We start from the raw sequence: 17,252 nt of genomic DNA on the forward strand, positions 1-17,252 counted from the left end.
GAACAAACGATATTCACCGATCCGCTCCGCTGACAGGATCGCTCTGAAGGACGACCGACCAACTACCTGTGGAGCAAATATGTTGAACAACTGGAGTTCTCGCCGTCCCGGCGTTCGAACCTTGGCGGCGGCCGCGACGATCGGAGCGGCGGTTGCCCTCGTGCTTCCGGCGACTGCGTCCGCTGCCCCCGGCATCGAAGAAAGTGTGCAAGGAAGCATCGACAGTGGCAGCGCCACGATCAACGGAAGCGTCGGCGATATCGGGAACGACATCGCAAACGGCATCGCCAGCGGCAGCGTGGGCGACATCGTCGGCGGGATTGCCACTGGGAACCTCAACGACGTCCTCGGCGGCCTGAACGCCGGTTCGACCAGCGCGACGGACATCGTCAACGGCCTGGCCAGTGGCAACGTCAGGGACATTCTCAGTGGCCTGGCCAGCGGCAGCGGCGGCGGCGGATCGTTTGCACCCACGCAGCGCTGCGACGCCTCGACGGTCTCCGGCGGCGCAGGAATCACCAGCACCAAGCACGAGCTCGGCCGCGGCGGACCGACGTCGTTCGTACTCGGCTACGAAACCGAGGACATCCCGGACCTGATCGAGGTGTACTACGAAGGACGGTTGATCCACAGCACCGGATACATCGGCGACGACATCAACGAGGGAACCGGTTCGGCGGTCGTCAACGTGCCCGCCGGCGGTGCATCGTCCGTGCTGGTTCGCGTCACCGGCCCCGACCACACCGAGTGGGCGTACACGGTTCGCTGCCCCGGCGCCTGAGTCCGGTCAGGATCCACGCGAAGACGAGCGTGCCTCGTTCGGCTGTTTCCGCCGAACGAGGCACGCGCGGGTTCAGCCCAGAATCTCCGGTAGCGCGACATCTTCGCCGAGAACGTGCTCGGAGAGGAACGCGGTGACCACCTCGTACCAGATCTGGGTGTGCTGCGGCTTGAGCACCCAATGATTCTCGTCGGGGAAGTAGAGGAAGCGATGGTCCGTTTTCCCGTCGTCGTCGGCGGGCAGACCTGACTCGGCAAGCAGTTCGTACCAGAGTCGCAAGCCCTCACCGATCGGAACCCGGTAGTCCTTGTCGCCATGGATGACCAGCATCGGAGTCGTGATGTCCGCGACGTACAGATGCGGCGAATTCTCGACGGCCATCTCGGGCGACATCTCGCGCTGCCAGTACCAGGCAGCGTCCGTGGTCGGGCCGAAGTGGTCCAATGCCCAGAGACTTGCGTGGGTGACGATCGCGTCGAAACGGTTGGTATGGCCGGCGATCCAGTTGGCCATGTAACCGCCGAACGAACCACCCATCGCGCCTGTCCGCTTGGGGTCGATCTCGGGCTGCGCGACGGCAGCATCGGTGATCGCCATCAGATCGGTGAAAGGCGCCTTGCCCCACTGACCCCACCCGCGCTGAACGAAATCCTGGCCGTATCCGGTCGAGAGCGCGGGATCGGGCAGCAGTACTGCATAGCCCTTGGCGACGAGCAGCCACGGATTCCACCGCCAGGACCAGGTGTTCCACGAACCGAGTGGGCCGCCGTGGACCCAGAGAAGCAATGGCACCGGTGCATGCGGCGCGGCGCCCGTCGGCAGCGCCAACCAGCTACGCACCGTCGAACCGTCCTCGGCACGCGCGGTGATCTCGGTCAGTGTTCCCGGCAGCTCCGGCAAAGTGTCGGGCCCACGAAGTGCGGTGATCTCACCTGATCGCAGATCGACCCGCACCACGTGTGGGGGCGCTTCGTACGAGGCTCGCAACGCGTAGATCGACTCACCGTCCGGCGCCACTCGAACGTCGGTGTACGCCGCGTCGTCGGCTGTCAGCTGCACTGGTTGGCCCCACAGGTCGATCGTGAAGATCGGACCGCGGCCGCCGTCGTCAGCGGTGACCACCAGCCCGGATCCGTCGGGTAGCCAGGCCAGGGAGGTGGGCCAGCGATCCCAGCCGTCGGCGACGCCGGTCACGGCACCGGATCCGAAGTCGTAGAGCTGCAGAGTCATTCGCGGCGCGGACTCCGGCGTGGTGAGAGTCTCCCGGATGAACGCGAGCTTGGTTCCGTCCGGCGAGAGCACCGGGTTGTAGACGTCCGCGTCCGCCTCGTCGACGAGGGTGGTTCGGTCGCCGGTCACCGTGTCGATCCGAACCAACGTCGATCGGCGGGCGGCACTCGGATCGCCGACAGTCCACGTGGTCACGACGAAGAGACCGTCGTCGGAGATCGTGGTCGACGTCTCTCGCAGCGCCGCGCCTGCAGTTGGCGTGATGTCCCGCAACTCGACGGATTCCTTCGAATCCGTCTCGGCCACAACCAGATGCGGATGATCGGGGCCCAGGTCGTGGTCCCAGTGGCGCACCGGATAACCGGTGTGCAGCATCGCCGTGACTTTCTTGTCCTTGCGCGCCGATCGCACCTGATCGTCCTGGTCGAGGCTGATCGCCGAAGCCATGACCGACGTCTGGGCCACGAACGTCGGCGCCGCCTTCGCCGCTGATACCGACGAGACACCACCGGGACGCGAGATCAGCAGCTGAGCTTCTCCGCCCGCCGCTGGTAGGCGCCAGAGTGCTGGTTGCGGATCACTCTCGCCCGGCACGGCTCGCGTGGCAGTGAAGAGCACGTCGCCGTCGAACGCGAAGGCAGCACCGGACTCGCTGGTCGAACCCCAGGTCAACCGACGCGCAGGACGCCGGCCTTCCGGGTCGATCTCCCACAACGAGGACACGTATTCGGCGCTCTTGTCGTCGAGAACGGCGCGCGCGCAGATCAGCAGCGAGCCGTCAGGTGACAACACCAGGCCGGACAACCTGGCCAGAGCGATGTAGTCGTCGAGTTCGTCGAACGGTGTGCCTGCGTGGAGCTCGGGAATCTGGGTCACCACTAGTTCGTATCACGCGCCCCGCGGTTGACGCATCATTGCGTAGATCGTCGGCCCGCCGCCTGGCATGACGATGTCACGGGTCACTTCGAAACCGAAGCGGTTGTAGTACGGGATGTTCGATTCCTTGCTGCTCTCGAGGTAAGCGTCGACATGTTCACGGTCACAACGCTCCAACCGAGAGTTCAGTAGCGCTTTGCCGTATCCCCCACCGCGCGCCGCGCTGCCGGTCCCGACGGTCGCGAGATACCAGTGCGGCGAATTCGGGTGTGCTCCTTCGAGAACGGAGCTGACCTCGGCCGCGTGTCGTAGCCCCCTGCCGAAGACACGCACCATTGCGGGCAGGCTCACGAGCCCGGAAATCCACGACTGCTTCCACCGCCCCGGCGGATCCCACAGAGTTGCCCCGCCGATCAGGCCGTTGTCGTCGGTGGCCACCTCGACGCCGCCCCCGGCGAGGTGGTGGTAACGAGCTTCTGCGGCAAACAGTTTCGTCAGGCGATCAGCCCTGGTGGCCTCGTCCGGCAACATCCACGCCATCAAGGGATCATCTTCGAACGCCTCGGCCAACACTGCCGACAGTGCCGGAATATCGGATCGGACAGCCGGCCGTACGTGTACACCCATGAGGCGAGAGTACCGCCGACTGTCCGAATCCCTGGACTTTGAACAGCGCTGTCCTTGAACCGATCAGACGAGCAAGCCCGCAATCCGTGGCGGAATCTGTTCGAGCGCGTACGGCAAGCTCAGTACGGTGCTCCACGTCATGGCTTCGGCAGCAGCGTCTTCCAGAATGATCGCACGGCCGTCCTTCACGACGTCTAGTTCCTGGTAGATCGGGGTCTTGTCCAGCTCCGCGCGAAGCTTGTCGCCGTAGCCGCCACCGGCGTACCAGACGAGTACGTCGACGTCCGCGAGCGAGAGTTGCTCGGTGCTGATCTCGGCGAAGTTACCCGTGATCTGATCGGTGACAGGCGGATTCACGAATCCGAGTTCGGTGAAGAACCGCACCTTCGGGTCTTCCGGTCCGTAGACCCCGAACTGCCCCGGCCCCTTCAACGCGCCGACCAGAACGGTCTTGCCGGCAAACGCCGGATTGGCCGTCTTCACGTCGGCGAACTTCTGGTCGACGCCGGCGATCAGCTCGGTGGCCTTACCCTGCTGCCCCAACGCTTCGCCGATGATGGTCGTCTGGTTCTGCCAGGGGATTCCGTAATCCGCGAACTCCTTGGGCTGCGCCACCGTCGGCGCAATGGCACTGAGTTTGTCGTATTGCGCCTGAGTGAGCCCGGAGTAGGTGCCGACAATCAGGTCGGGTGTCGTGGCAGCGACCTTCTCCATCTGAATGGTGGTGCCCGCGGTTCCGATGATCTCGGGAGTCGCCCCGTTCAGCAGCGGCTGCGCCCAGGGCCACACTCCGTAGGGGTAATCGCCGTACCAGTCGAAGGTTCCGACCAAGGTCCCACCGAGCGCCAGGATCGCATCTTGATCGTTGTATCCGACACTGACGATCCGCTGCGGATCCTTGGGCAACTCCGTAGCCCCGAACTTGTGCGTGATCGATTCCGCAGAGTCACCGCTGGGAGGTGTGTCCTCGTCGTTCGAACTGGAGCAGGCTGCGGCGAATGCCAGCAACGCTCCCGACGTGCCGATCAGAAATCCGCGCCGGGTCAGCCGACCTGCGTCCGTTCGATCCATGTTCCTACCCCTTAAAGTCTGCTGGTTCGGTAGGTAAGGCTAGCCGATGAAAGCTTCATTCCGGCTAGTTCGACCGGCCCATTCGATGGCAGTACCGCGCCGTTCGGGCCACTATGGAGACATGACGCGCCAGGGCCCCTCGAAGGACATCGACGAATCGGATCTCGAAGTCACGCACCCCAAGGACTACGCCGCCGGAGTTCCGGCCGTTCTGGTGTCGCTGCAACGAGGAATCGAGCAGATGGGAGCCTTGCGGACCGCCCGAACGCTCACCAGACTCAACCAGCGCCACGGCTTCGACTGCCCGGGGTGTGCGTGGCCGGAGACTCCCGGACATCGCAAGCCCGCCGAATTCTGCGAGAACGGAGCGAAGGCTGTTGCCGAGGAAGCAACGCTTCGCACCGTCACACCCGAATTCTTCGCGGAGCACTCGATCGCCGATCTCGATGGCAAGACCGACTACTGGCTCGGACAGCAGGGGCGACTGACGCACCCGATGGTCCTGACGCCGGGAGCAACCCATTACCGGCCGATCGACTGGGACGGCGCGTACGCACTGATCGCCGAACATCTGAACGGCCTCGCATCGCCGGACGAAGCGGTGTTCTACACCTCCGGTCGCACGTCCAACGAAGCCGCGTTTCTCTACCAGTTGATGATTCGCAGCTACGGCACCAACAACATGCCCGACTGTTCCAACATGTGTCACGAGTCGTCCGGAAGCGCACTGACCGAATCCATCGGCATCGGCAAAGGCTCGGTGACGGTTCCCGACCTCGAGAACGCCGATCTCATCCTCATCGCCGGACAGAACCCCGGCACCAACCACCCTCGAATGCTCTCCACACTCGAGAAGGCAAAGAGCAACGGCGCCAAGATCATTGCCATCAATCCTCTGCCCGAGGCGGGATTGCGCAGGTTCAAGGATCCACAGAAGGTGTCCGGCGTGATCGGGCACGGAGTCGACATCGCGGACGAGTTCCTGCAGATCAGACTGGGCGGCGACATGGCGCTGTTCCAAGGCCTGGGGAAGCTGCTACTCGAGCAGGAAGATCGCGCTCCCGGGACGGTCGTCGACCGCGCCTTCGTCGACCGGTACTGCGCCGGTTGGGACGAATACGAGAAGCACATCCGCGCGGTCGATCTCGAGACGGTACTCGAGGCAACGGGTCTGTCGATGGCACAGCTCGAGGAAACGGCTGCCGCACTTGCCCGATCCGAGCGAACCGTCACCTGCTGGGCCATGGGCATCACTCAGCACACACACGGGGTCGCCACCATCGAAGAAGCAGTCAACCTGCTGCTCATGCGTGGAATGATGGGCAAACCCGGTGCCGGGGTCTGTCCGGTGCGAGGACACTCCAATGTCCAGGGTGACCGCACGATGGGCATCTGGGAAAAGATGCCGGAAGAGTTCCTGGCCGCGCTCGACACCGAGTTCTCGATCTCGAGCCCCCGCAAGCACGGATGGGACACCGTCGACGCGATCCGCGCCATGAACGCAGGCAAGGCAAGCTTCTTCATGGCGATGGGCGGCAACTTCATCCAGGCAAGCCCGGACACCGCAGCGACCGAAACAGCGTTGCGTCAATGTGAACTCACCGTGCAGGTGTCCACCAAGCTGAACCGCAGTCACGTGGTCCACGGGCAGACCGCGATCATCCTCCCCACCCTCGGACGCACCGACCTCGACGTCCAAGCCGGCGGAAAGCAGCTTGTCTCCGTGGAGGATTCGATGTCCATGGTGCACCTGTCGCGCGGACGCCTCACACCGGTCAGCCCCTACCTGCGTAGCGAAGTCGCCATCATCTGCCAACTCGCCCGCGAACTACTCGGCAACGATCACTCCGTCCGCTGGTCGGCCTTCGAGGGCAACTACGACCTGATCCGCGATTCCATCTCACGGGTAGTGCCAGGCTGCGAAAACTACAACTCCCGCGTTCGAGAGCCAGACGGATTCCAACTCCCCCACCCGCCGCGTGACTCGCGTGAGTTCCGCACGCACACCGGCAAAGCCAACTTCGGCGTGAACGACCTGCACTGGATACCCACTCCGAGTGGGCGCCTGATTCTGCAGACGATGCGCAGCCACGACCAGTACAACACCACGATCTACGGCCTCGACGACAGATACCGCGGCATCAAGGGCGGACGCAAGGTCATCCTCGTCAACGCCGAAGACATCACCGCACTCGGATTCCGTGACGGCGATCTCGTCGACATCGTGTCCGAGTGGACAACACCCGACGGCACACTCGAAGAGCGTCGGGTCACGGAATTCCGCATCGTCTCCTACGACACCCCGCGCGGCAATGCTGCGGCGTACTACCCCGAGACAAATCCGCTCGTTCCCCTCGAACACGTTGCAGCCAAGTCGAACACGCCGGTGTCGAAGGCCGTCACCGTTCGACTCGAAGCATCGGGCGCCTGAGATGGGACGAGTCACCGCACGAACACCGGTCGTTCGAATCTCGGGTGATCGGGTCGTCACGCGCCCCGACACGCTGGCCGTCGAGGAACCACTCGAAATGAGAGTTGGCGGTCAGGTGCTGGCAGTGACGATGCGGACCCCCGGCAACGACGTCGATCTCGTGCACGGATTCCTTCTCAGCGAAGGTGTCATCGCCACCCGCGACGACGTGAGCGTCGTCCGCTACTGCGACGGCGTCGACGAATCCGGTGCGAACACGTACAACGTCCTCGACATCGCTCTCGCTCCCGGAGTGCCGTTGCCCGACCACACCACCGACCGCAACACCGTCGTCAGTTCCGCGTGCGGAGTGTGCGGCAAGACCTCGCTCGACGCCGTCCGAACCACGACGCGACATCCGCTGGTCGGTGACACGACTTCCGTCACCTCGACCATCCTGTCGGCCATGCCGGTCACACTGCGGGAGAGCCAACGGGTCTTCGAGCGCACCGGTGGCCTGCACGCGGCCGGATTGTTCACCGCCACCGGCGAACTCCTTGCACTGCGCGAGGATGTCGGCCGTCACAACGCCGTCGACAAGGTGATCGGTTGGGCCATCACCGACGGCCGAGTGCCCCTCTACGACACGATCTTGATCGTCAGCGGGCGGGCGTCGTTCGAACTCGTCCAGAAGGCCGTCATGGCCGGCATTCCGATCCTCGGTGCTGTCTCCGCGCCGTCGTCGCTGGCAGTGGAACTAGCGCAGGAGTCCGGGCTGACTCTCGCCGGTTTCATCCGCGGCGATTCGATGAACGTCTACTCGCACCCGCACCGAGTCGAGGTCACGTCGAACTCGCACGCAACTGAGCCGACAGTCGCACAGCGGAGTTGACTTCCCCGTAGCCCTCGTATCCACCCACTCGCTGCACGACCTCGAAGAACAGGTCTCCCCCGACGGTCGGGGTGAACAGGTGGAAGAACTCGCCGTGAGCGTCCGCGTCGTAAAGAATTCCGGTGCTGCGCATCCGGTCGAGCAGTTCCGGATTCAGTCCGAAACGCGCGTCCAGATCGTCGTAGTAGTTCGGGGAAATGGGTAGCGGAGCAAATCCCCAGTCCTGCATGGACGCAGCGGCACCGAAGATGTTCTCACACGCGAAGGCGACGTGGCTGACGCCGCCGCGACGGACCGTCGGCAGCCCACTTCGACTTCCCTCCACCATGTTCAGCGAGATGCGCAGGGTATGTCCGTCACCGCCTTGAACGAGCGTGAGCGCCTGGCTTCGCATGAGGCCGACAGAATCGGTGACGTCCTGCCCCTCGTGTGGTTGCATCTCGAACACGGACCGCAGGAGCAGCATGATGCCGTCCCAGCTCTCGGCCGGAACCGCCAGTGCCACGTGGTCGATCCCGGTGAACACTGCGCCCTGTTCACGATTGCGCTCGGCGGGCAGCGGGTAGATCTCGAATGCCGATTCCCACGCTGCAGCGCTGCCGGGGCCACGAAGGTCGATCGATGTCGCATCGGTGACCTTCAGGCGTACGACGTCCGGTACCTCGGAGTTCTCGTCGCTCGACCCCGGCAACTGCACGCGCGTCGCCGGCACTTCGAGAGCCAGAGCGCGCTCTCCCCACACCTCGGGTTCGGTTGCCCGGATGCCGATCTGAGTGAGAACCGGTAGATCCGCAGGCAGCCCGGGCGCCGTCCACACCGTGCCCGCAGTCGCATCCACGGCAACGGTGAGCGGTCCGTGCCGCCACAACTGCAAATCGTGATCGTGGTGCCGTCCGACAAGATGAAAACCGACGCGGGAGAGCATCGAGTGCACCTGGTCCTGTTTCGCCGGACCCGCCGCGATTCGCAGAGACACGATTCCTTCGAGCGGTGTGCGCTCCGGGGCGGTGAACAGCGTGGGTCCACCGGCGGCAGGGTTCGCGGCGGCGACCTGTTCTTCCAGATGCAGGAGCGACCGATGAGCGTCGATTGCCGTCCGCTGGGTGTCGGCGCGGCGGAATACGTCGTTGAAGATCTCGAGCGACCACGGTCCGTCGTAACCGGTGGCGTAGACATGCTGAGCGAACGCATTGAGATCGAAGCTGCCCTGCCCCGGGAAGTTTCGGTGATGCCGGCTCCACTGGAGGATGTCCATCGCCAAGAACGGAGCGTCCGCCAACTGGAGGAAGAAGATCTTCTCGCCGGGAATCTCGCGAATTCCGGCGGGATCGTCACCGCGCGAGAGGATGTGAAAGCTGTCCAGACAGGTACCGAGCGAAGGATGGTCGACGCCCTCGACGATCTGCCACGCATGGCCGTACGTGTTGACGTGGGCACCCCACGCGAGCGCCTCATAGGCAACCTTCTTGCCGTGCTCGGACGCCAGTTCGGCGAGAGCTCCGAATTGCTCTGTCAACTGACCGTCATCGTGACTTGCGGTCGGCAGGGGCGAGGAGCACACCAGGAGCGTCTCGCACCCCAGTTGATCCATGAGCTCGAATTTGCGTTGCACTCGAACAAGATTCCGAGCAAATTGGGCCTCGTCCACCGTGTCGAAGTCACGGAACGGCTGATACAGATCGAGGGTCAAGCCCAGATCCGCAGCCCTCGTTCGTAATTCCTTCGGGGACCACGGCGAAGCAACAAAATCCGGCTCGAACACCTCGAAGCCGTCGAAGCCGGCAGCAGCGATGGCGTCGAGCTTCTCCTCGAGAGTGCCACTGAGCGATACCGTCGCGATCGACGTCCGGACCGGGGCACTCACAGCGCTGCCGCAGTCTGTTCGCCGTGTACAAGTTCCGTCATGTGCGCGAGCATGCGCTTACTGTCGGGCTCGATGCCCGTGAAGATCCGGAACGCGTCGACGGCCTGGAAGACAGTCATTCCGCCTCCGCTGAGCGTCGGGGCTCCGATCAACCTTGCCTGACGCAACAGTTCGGTTTCGAGTGGACGGTAGACGATTTCGGCCACCCACAGATCAGGGCGAAGCAGATCTGGCGAGAACGCCATTCCGGGATGAGCCGCCATTCCCATCGGCGTCGCGTGGATCAATCCGTTTGCCTTGCCGAGCACTTCGGCGAGGTCGCTCGTATGCCGCGCCTCGACAACCTGCGCCGGAAACTGCTGCGCGAAGGTTTGTGCAAGTTCCTGCGCGCGAGGCAGGCTCGAATCGACCAACGTCAGTGTCCCGACGCCACGGGTGAGCGCGGCATAGGCAACCGCCGCACCGGCTCCGCCGGCACCGAGCTGCACGACACGATCGAGCTGTGCTCCGGGAAGTCCGTCGTCGAAATTTCGGCCGAAGCCCGACCAATCGGTGTTGTGTCCGATCGCCTTGCCGGAGTCGAAGAGGACCGTGTTCACCGCGCCGAGCCGGCTCGCATCGGGCGAGAGCTCGTCGAGGTGCTCGATCACCAACTGCTTGCACGGGTGAGTGATGTTGAGGCCGCGGAACCCGAAACGTCGTGCATAGGTGAGAAGTTCACCGATGTCCGACGGCGCCATGCCCATCACGTCGAGATCGAGGATGCGGTAGACGTACGGAAGACCCTGTCTGCGCCCTTCTTCCTCGTGCATGATCGGAGTCAAAGAGGCTCCGATTCCGGTGCCGATCAGACCGCAGAGCATCGAATCGCTCATCAGTTCTTCCCTTCTCGGATGCAGACGAATTCGACTGCGGCGCTGTATCCGTCGATTCCCAATCCACAGATGACGGCGTCGGCGATGCCGGAGACATACGAGTGGTGACGGAATTCTTCGCGACTGTGGATGTTGCTGATGTGCACCTCCACGACGGGGGCATCGAGTGTGACCAGAGCGTCACGCAACGCAACGGAGGTATGCGAGTACCCACCGGGATTGATGACGATGCCCGCGACTCTTCCCCTGGCCTCGTGGATCCAATCGATCAGTTGGCCCTCGTGGTTCGACTGCCTTGCCTCGACCACCGCTCCGAACTTCGCGGCCGCCGCTTCACAGCGGGAAACGACGTCGTCCAGCGTGTCTCTCCCGTAGAACTCCGGTTGGCGCTGGCCCAACAAATTCAAGTTGGGCCCGTTGAGGACCAGGACCGGTAGAGATGAAGTCATCAGGGGCACCTCGGGGTTGACGCTCGAAACTAATGTACGAACTAGTGAGTTAGTTCACTGGACGTTACTCCCCCGACGCGGACTCGACAAGCAAAGTCGACAAACTGCTGACAGATAGAGTGAGCACATGGTTTCCGAGCAGTCAGTGAACTCCGTGGTGTCGAAGCCGGAGAAACGACGCCGAAACAGCGATCTGACCAGGGTGAACATCATCGCCGTCGCCACCGAGGAGTTTGCCGACAAAGGCTTTGCCGGCGCCCGAGTGGACGAGATCGCAACCAAGACTCACACCACCAAGCGCATGATCTACTACTACTTCACCGACAAGGAAGGGCTGTACAAGTCCGTCCTCGAACACGCGTACAGCGTCATTCGCGCGCAGGAACGTGAACTCGACCTCGAGGGATTGAAACCCACGGCAGCAGTCCGCGCCTTGGCCGAACTCACCTTCGACCACCACGAACAACACCCGAACTTCATTCGGCTGGTAGCCAACGAGAACATGCTCCGCGGTGAGCACATCGAGAAATCCGAGCTACTCAGCGGTCTCGGCGCCCCCGCCGCCGACCTGGTCTCGCAGATCCTCCACGACGGACAGCAGTCGGGAGCATTCCGCTCCGACGTAGATGCTCTCGATATTCACATGTTGATCAGCAGTTACTGCGTCTTTCGTATCGCCAATCGTTACACCTTCAAAGCGCTCTTCGACCGCGACCTGACCGACTCGACGCATCGTGAGCATCTTCGAACCATGCTCGGCGACATGGTTGTTGCCTTCCTGACCTCGAAGGCGCCGTCCTGACCCACCCCGAAGTCCGAAAAATCCCCCTACGGTGGTGAGTGGAACTCACAGCTGCCACCGGGAGGAATGACGTGACCGAGAATTACGTAGACGGGCTTTCACTCGAGGAGAAGGCGTCGTTGACGTCGGGCTCGGATTTCTGGCACAGCCAGTCCGTTCCCGGAATCGAATCGATACTCCTGACCGACGGTCCGCACGGAGTCCGGAAACAACCCGAGGGCGGCGACGCACTCGGACTCGGCCACAGCATTCCAGCGACATGTTTCCCACCGGCGGTCGGGTTGGGCTCGTCGTGGAACCTCGACCTCATCCGCCAGGTCGGTGAGGCTCTGGGCGACGAGGCCAAAGCCGAACAGGTCTCGGTCCTCCTCGGCCCAGGCATCAACATCAAACGATCACCCTTGTGTGGCAGGAATTTCGAATACGTCTCCGAGGACCCATTCCTCTCCGGCCGCGTCGCGGCAGCGCTGATCACCGGCATCCAGTCTCGCGGCGTCGGAACCTCGCTCAAGCACTTCGCTGCCAACAACCAAGAACACGACCGGATGAGAGTCAGTGCCGACGTCGACGAACGGACGCTGCGCGAGATCTATCTGGCCGGCTTCGAATACGCCGTCAAGACCGCGGCCCCGACGACGGTCATGTGCTCGTACAACAAGATCAACGGTGTGTACTCGAGCCAGAACCATTGGCTGCTCACCGAGGTACTGCGCGAACAGTGGGGCTTCGACGGCCTCGTCGTTTCGGACTGGGGAGCGGTCAACGACCGCGTGGCGGCACTCGCCGCGGGCCTCGACCTGGAAATGCCGCCGACCGGAACCGATACCCAGATCGTCGACGCCGTGCGCGGCGGCGACCTGGACGAATCAGTGCTCACCACTGCCGCCGAGCGCCTGGCGACGCTGGTGGCACGCACCGCCGCCGCGCGCACCGAAGGCCACACGTACGACGTCGAGCGTCACCACGAACTGGCACGGACCGCTGCAGCGGAGTCCGCTGTCTTGCTGGCCAACGACGGAGAACTACTGCCGCTGACCCCCGGCGGGCAAACCGTCGCGGTGATCGGCGAATTCGCGTGCAGCCCGCGGTACCAGGGAGCCGGCAGTTCACAGGTGGTCCCGACCAAGCTCGACAATGCCTTGGACGCGATCCTCGACCGCGAAGGCGCCGACCGCGTCACTTTCGCACCGGGCTTCACCTTCGACGGCACTCCGGACGACGACATGGTCACCGAGGCTGTCGACGCCGCACGCCGCGCCGACGTCGCGGTGCTGTTCCTCGGACTACCGTCCGCCACGGAATCCGAAGGATTCGACCGAACCGACATCGAACTGCCGGCTGACCAGATCGCCCTGCTGGAAGCGGTCCACGGCGCGAACCCGAACACGGTCGTCGTGCTCGCCAACGGCGGTGTGGTTTCGATCGAGCCTTGGAAGGATCATGCCGCCGCAATCCTCGAGGGCTGGCTACTCGGCCAGGCGGGCGGCTCGGCGATTGCCGATCTTCTGTTCGGCATCACGAATCCGTCCGGCCGCCTGACGGAGACCATTCCGCTTCGCCTCCAAGACAATCCGTCGTATCTGCATTTCCCGGGATCACAGCAGCACGTCCGCTACGGCGAAGGCCTGTACGTGGGATACCGCTACTACGACTCCGCGCTGCGCGAAGTGGCGTACCCGTTCGGGTTCGGGCTGAGCTACACCACCTTCGACATCACCGATACCTCCGTCGAGGCCGGTGAGAACTCCGCCGAAGTGACCGTCACCGTGCGCAACAGCGGCGACCGATCGGGCAGCAGCGTCGTTCAGGTCTACGTCCACGACGCCTCGGCAAGCATCGATCGACCCGCGCAGGAATTGAAAGGCTTTGCCAAGGTCCACCTCGACCCCGACGAATCCGCGACTGTGACCATCACGCTCGACAGCAGGGCATTTGCCTATTGGTCCGTCGCGGCGCAGGACTGGGCGATCGAGGCCGGCGACTACGAGATCCGCGTCGGCTTCTCGTCTCGGGACATCGCAACCACCGACACGATCACCCTGGCCGGGAACGTCGGCGTCGGCACGCTCGACGCCATGTCGACCATCGGCGAATGGCTCGCCCATCCCGTCGGCAGCGCAGTTCTCGGCGCCGCCATGGCTGCCGCAGCGGGCGACGGTGCACAGGCGGTCAGCCCCGAGATGATGGCACTCGCAGGCTCGATGCCGCTCGGAAAACTCGCCACCTTCGGCCGTGGCATCACCGAGGAACAGGTGGAGCAGTTGGTGGCGGCCGCAGCACAGCCGGCCTCCTAACTCCCTGAACTGCGGTTTCGACGAGCAGCGTGACCGCCAGTAGATTTTTATGAACTATTTGGTTAATAATCTTGTGTAGTTGCTGTGGCGTCGGTTACATTCCTTGTATCGCTCTCCGCACAGACGTTCTCGATACGAACACTCTCGACGAACACCATCGGCGGATGTAGAGCCTCCACGACGCTTCCACCCAGGAGATGAGCATGTCAGCTAGCACGGTTACACCGTCCGGCCCCGAGGCAGGATCCTTGGCCAGGCCGGATACGACCAAGGTCAAGCGCGCCGCAACGTCGTCGTTTCTCGGCAGCATGCTCGAGTACTACGACTTCTACATCTACGCCTCCGCCGCTGCGCTCATCTTCCCCACGGTGTTCTTCCCGGACAGCGGACATGCGGCTCTGCTTTCGCTGGCCACCTTCGGTGTCGCGTACGTCGCGCGTCCCCTCGGCGCTGTAGTCCTCGGCCATTTCGGTGACCGCGTCGGCCGCAAGAAGATCATGCTGCTCACGCTCATTCTGATGGGCGCAGCCACCTTCCTCATCGGATGTATTCCCAGCGCCGATTCGATCGGAGTTCTTGCACCTATCCTTCTTGTCCTGATGAGAATCGCCCAGGGCATCTCCGCCGCGGGTGAACAGAGCGGTGCCAGCTCACTGACGCTCGAACACGCCCCCGAAGGCCGACGCGCGTTCTTCTGCAGTTGGACCCTCAACGGCACCCAGGCCGGCTTCATCCTCGCCAGCCTCGTATTCCTGCCCATCGCCGCGCTCCCCGACGACATCCTTTACACGTGGGGTTGGCGAATCCCGTTCTGGGGCAGCCTGATCGTTCTGGTCGCGGCATACATCATGCGTCTCAAGCTCGAAGAGCCCGAAGAGTTCACCGAGCAGCAGGAATCCAAGACCGTCGCCAAATTGCCTGTTGCCGATCTTCTTCGCACCCACAGCGCAAATCTGATTCGCGTGATCTGCTGCGCTTTCATCGCCGTCGTCTCGACCATCTTCTCCGTCTTCGGTCTCGCTTTCGCCACCACCGAAGAAGTGGGGATTCCGAAGTCGACCATGCTCTGGGTTGCCATCGCAGCCAACGCCGTAGCCCTGCTCAGTCAGCCCGCCTGGGCGATGCTCTCCGACCGGATCGGTCGCAGGCCGTTGTTCATCGGTGGCGCCCTCGGTAGCGCCGTGTTCATCTACGTGTACTTCGGCGCAATCGCCAGCGGCAACGTTCCCCTGATCTTCCTCGCCGCAATCGGATTGATGTCCGTCTTCTACGCTGCCCCGAATGCCATCTGGCCGTCGTTCTACTCCGAGATGTTCAACACCAAGGTCCGCTACTCGGGCATCGCAATCGGAACCCAGGTCGGCTTCGCCCTCGCCGGCTTTGCCCCCGCCATCGGCAACGCCCTCATGGGCGGCGACAAGACACACTGGATGCCCGTCGCCATTCTGACTTCGGTGGCGTGCGTCATCTGCGCGATCTCGGCGTTCACCGCCAAGGAGACGTTCCGCACTCCCCTCAAGGAACTCGGCAACCCGATCTAGCCGAATACCCGACAGACATCCTGCACGAACGACTGTGTTACACGAACCACTGTGGCCCGGCATCTCGCGAGAGATACCGGGCCACAGTCGTTTTGAAGTTCTACGCCGTCTTGTCGCGACGCTCGCCACGTTCCGGCTTACGCGGAACGATGGTCGGAAGTACGTTGTCGTTGACGGTCTCCGCGGTGACGACCACCTTTTCGACGTCGTCACGGCTGGGAATGTCGTACATCACGGGAAGAAGAACCTCTTCCATGATGGCGCGCAGGCCACGCGCACCGGTTCCACGCAAGATCGCCTGATCGGCAATAGCGTCGAGCGCTTCTTCGGTGAACTCGAGTTCGACGCCGTCCATGTCGAAGAGACGACGATACTGCTTGACGAGAGCGTTCTTGGGCTCCGACAAGATCTGAACGAGCGATTCCTTGTCGAGGTTGGTCACCGACGCGATCATCGGCAGTCGGCCGATGAACTCCGGAATCAGACCGAACTTGATCAAATCCTCCGGCATGACCTCGGCGAAACGATCGACCGTATCCAGTTCGGCCTTCGACCGAACCTCGGCGCCGAAACCGATACCGCGCTTGCCGACACGATCGGAGACGATCCGCTCGAGACCAGCGAAAGCGCCCGCGACGATGAACAGCACGTTCGTGGTGTCGATCTGAATGAATTCCTGGTGCGGATGCTTACGGCCACCCTGCGGCGGGACGCTCGCCTGCGTACCTTCGAGGATCTTCAGCAACGCCTGCTGAACACCTTCGCCGGACACGTCACGCGTGATCGACGGGTTCTCGCTCTTACGGGCGATCTTGTCGACCTCGTCGATGTAGATGATTCCGGTCTCGGCGCGCTTGACGTCGTAGTCGGCAGCCTGAATCAGCTTGAGCAGAATGTTCTCGACGTCCTCACCGACGTAACCGGCCTCGGTCAACGCCGTCGCGTCAGCGATGGCGAACGGGACGTTGAGCATCTTCGCGAGAGTCTGAGCGAGATACGTCTTGCCACAGCCGGTGGGGCCGAGCATCAAGATGTTGGATTTCGCGAGCTCAACCGTCTCACCCCGCGCGTCACGGCCCTTGTCGCCGGCCTGAATGCGCTTGTAGTGGTTGTAGACGGCCACGGCCAACGTCCGCTTGGCGGAGTCCTGACCGATGACGTAGTTCTCGAGGAATTCTCGGATCTCCGCAGGCTTGGGAAGCTCGTCGAGCTTGACCTCGCTCGATTCGGCCAATTCCTCTTCGATGATCTCGTTGCAGAGGTCGATGCACTCGTCGCAGATGTACACCCCGGGTCCTGCAATGAGCTTTTTGACCTGCTTCTGACTCTTACCGCAGAAAGAGCACTTGAGCAGATCCCCGCCGTCGCCGATGCGTGCCATCTCGTGAGGTCCCTACTTTCCATCATGTACGTGCACTCGCCGCCACTCGATCGGTCGAGACGCTCCGCAGTACTTCGGTAGTTGTCAGATCAGACAAACTGATCGAACAAATCTGGTCGAACAATCGCAGAACGCCGGTCGAGAACCAGCCCGTGAAGT

General features: G+C 63.0%; 13 protein-coding genes. 6 read left to right on the top strand and 7 right to left on the bottom strand.

Annotation, left to right across the window (positions count from 1 at the left end; genetic code table 11):
• Positions 1 to 79 precede the first annotated feature (79 nt).
• Complete coding sequence (locus RWT78_RS15145; RefSeq protein ID WP_003944468.1) at positions 80 to 781, top strand: hypothetical protein; 702 nt, start codon at positions 80 to 82, stop codon at positions 779 to 781.
• A gap of 72 nt (positions 782 to 853) precedes the next feature.
• Here the strand turns inward: RWT78_RS15145 and RWT78_RS15150 are convergent, their stop codons facing one another.
• The 3 genes from RWT78_RS15150 to RWT78_RS15160 form a co-directional block, all read right to left on the bottom strand.
• The gene (locus RWT78_RS15150; RefSeq protein ID WP_314676461.1) at positions 854 to 2,887 is read right to left on the bottom strand and encodes a S9 family peptidase; all 2,034 of its coding nucleotides are present in this window, start codon (positions 2,885 to 2,887) and stop codon (positions 854 to 856) included.
• Between the two features lie 12 nt (positions 2,888 to 2,899).
• Positions 2,900 to 3,514, bottom strand: a complete 615-nt coding sequence (locus RWT78_RS15155) for a GNAT family N-acetyltransferase (RefSeq protein WP_030536638.1) — start codon at positions 3,512 to 3,514, stop codon at positions 2,900 to 2,902.
• Positions 3,515 to 3,577: 63 nt separating this feature from the next.
• Positions 3,578 to 4,585: an iron-siderophore ABC transporter substrate-binding protein gene (locus RWT78_RS15160; RefSeq protein ID WP_030536639.1), complete on the bottom strand. Its 1,008-nt coding sequence runs from the start codon at positions 4,583 to 4,585 to the stop codon at positions 3,578 to 3,580.
• 121 nt (positions 4,586 to 4,706) lie between these two features.
• Between RWT78_RS15160 and RWT78_RS15165 the strand changes: the two genes are divergently transcribed.
• Both RWT78_RS15165 and fdhD read left to right on the top strand, forming a co-directional pair.
• Positions 4,707 to 7,016, top strand: a complete 2,310-nt coding sequence (locus RWT78_RS15165) for an FdhF/YdeP family oxidoreductase (protein ID WP_176742005.1) — start codon at positions 4,707 to 4,709, stop codon at positions 7,014 to 7,016.
• A 1-nt stretch (position 7,017) separates the two neighbouring features.
• Positions 7,018 to 7,887 carry a formate dehydrogenase accessory sulfurtransferase FdhD gene (gene fdhD, locus RWT78_RS15170; protein ID WP_314676462.1) on the top strand — a complete coding sequence of 290 codons (870 nt, stop codon included), beginning with the start codon at positions 7,018 to 7,020 and terminating at the stop codon, positions 7,885 to 7,887.
• On the opposite strand, the gene RWT78_RS15175 is transcribed toward fdhD, so the two are convergent.
• Genes RWT78_RS15175 through aroQ form a run of 3 tightly spaced genes read right to left on the bottom strand, consistent with a single transcriptional unit; the run spans position 7,838 to position 11,075 of the window.
• On the bottom strand, positions 7,838 to 9,751 hold the full coding sequence (locus tag RWT78_RS15175; RefSeq protein ID WP_030536642.1) for a sugar phosphate isomerase/epimerase and 4-hydroxyphenylpyruvate domain-containing protein: 1,914 nt from the start codon (positions 9,749 to 9,751) through the stop codon (positions 7,838 to 7,840). The two genes, fdhD and RWT78_RS15175, sit on opposite strands and share 50 nt — an antisense overlap.
• On the bottom strand, positions 9,748 to 10,626 hold the full coding sequence (locus tag RWT78_RS15180; protein WP_054187687.1) for a shikimate dehydrogenase: 879 nt from the start codon (positions 10,624 to 10,626) through the stop codon (positions 9,748 to 9,750). The genes RWT78_RS15175 and RWT78_RS15180 overlap by 4 nt, the downstream gene beginning before the upstream one ends.
• Positions 10,626 to 11,075 carry a type II 3-dehydroquinate dehydratase gene (gene aroQ / locus RWT78_RS15185; protein ID WP_058227172.1) on the bottom strand — a complete coding sequence of 150 codons (450 nt, stop codon included), beginning with the start codon at positions 11,073 to 11,075 and terminating at the stop codon, positions 10,626 to 10,628. The genes RWT78_RS15180 and aroQ overlap by 1 nt, the downstream gene beginning before the upstream one ends.
• Before the next feature lie 127 nt (positions 11,076 to 11,202).
• Between aroQ and RWT78_RS15190 the strand changes: the two genes are divergently transcribed.
• The 3 genes from RWT78_RS15190 (at position 11,203) to RWT78_RS15200 (ending at position 15,712) form a co-directional block, all read left to right on the top strand.
• A complete protein-coding gene (locus tag RWT78_RS15190) occupies positions 11,203 to 11,877 on the top strand; it encodes a TetR family transcriptional regulator (RefSeq protein WP_007730968.1) in 675 nt (224 codons plus the stop codon).
• 71 nt (positions 11,878 to 11,948) lie between these two features.
• Positions 11,949 to 14,171 carry a glycoside hydrolase family 3 C-terminal domain-containing protein gene (locus tag RWT78_RS15195; protein WP_314676463.1) on the top strand — a complete coding sequence of 741 codons (2,223 nt, stop codon included), beginning with the start codon at positions 11,949 to 11,951 and terminating at the stop codon, positions 14,169 to 14,171.
• Positions 14,172 to 14,374: 203 nt separating this feature from the next.
• Positions 14,375 to 15,712 (top strand): MFS transporter, encoded by a 1,338-nt coding sequence (locus RWT78_RS15200; protein WP_003944496.1) that lies wholly within the window; start codon positions 14,375 to 14,377, stop codon positions 15,710 to 15,712.
• A gap of 100 nt (positions 15,713 to 15,812) precedes the next feature.
• Here the strand turns inward: RWT78_RS15200 and clpX are convergent, their stop codons facing one another.
• The gene (clpX, locus tag RWT78_RS15205) at positions 15,813 to 17,093 is read right to left on the bottom strand and encodes an ATP-dependent Clp protease ATP-binding subunit ClpX (protein WP_003944582.1); all 1,281 of its coding nucleotides are present in this window, start codon (positions 17,091 to 17,093) and stop codon (positions 15,813 to 15,815) included.
• Positions 17,094 to 17,252: the final 159 nt, after the last annotated feature.

The sequence above is a fragment of the uncultured Rhodococcus sp. genome (assembly GCF_963525155.1).
GTDB classification, from domain to species: domain Bacteria; phylum Actinomycetota; class Actinomycetes; order Mycobacteriales; family Mycobacteriaceae; genus Rhodococcus_F; species Rhodococcus_F qingshengii.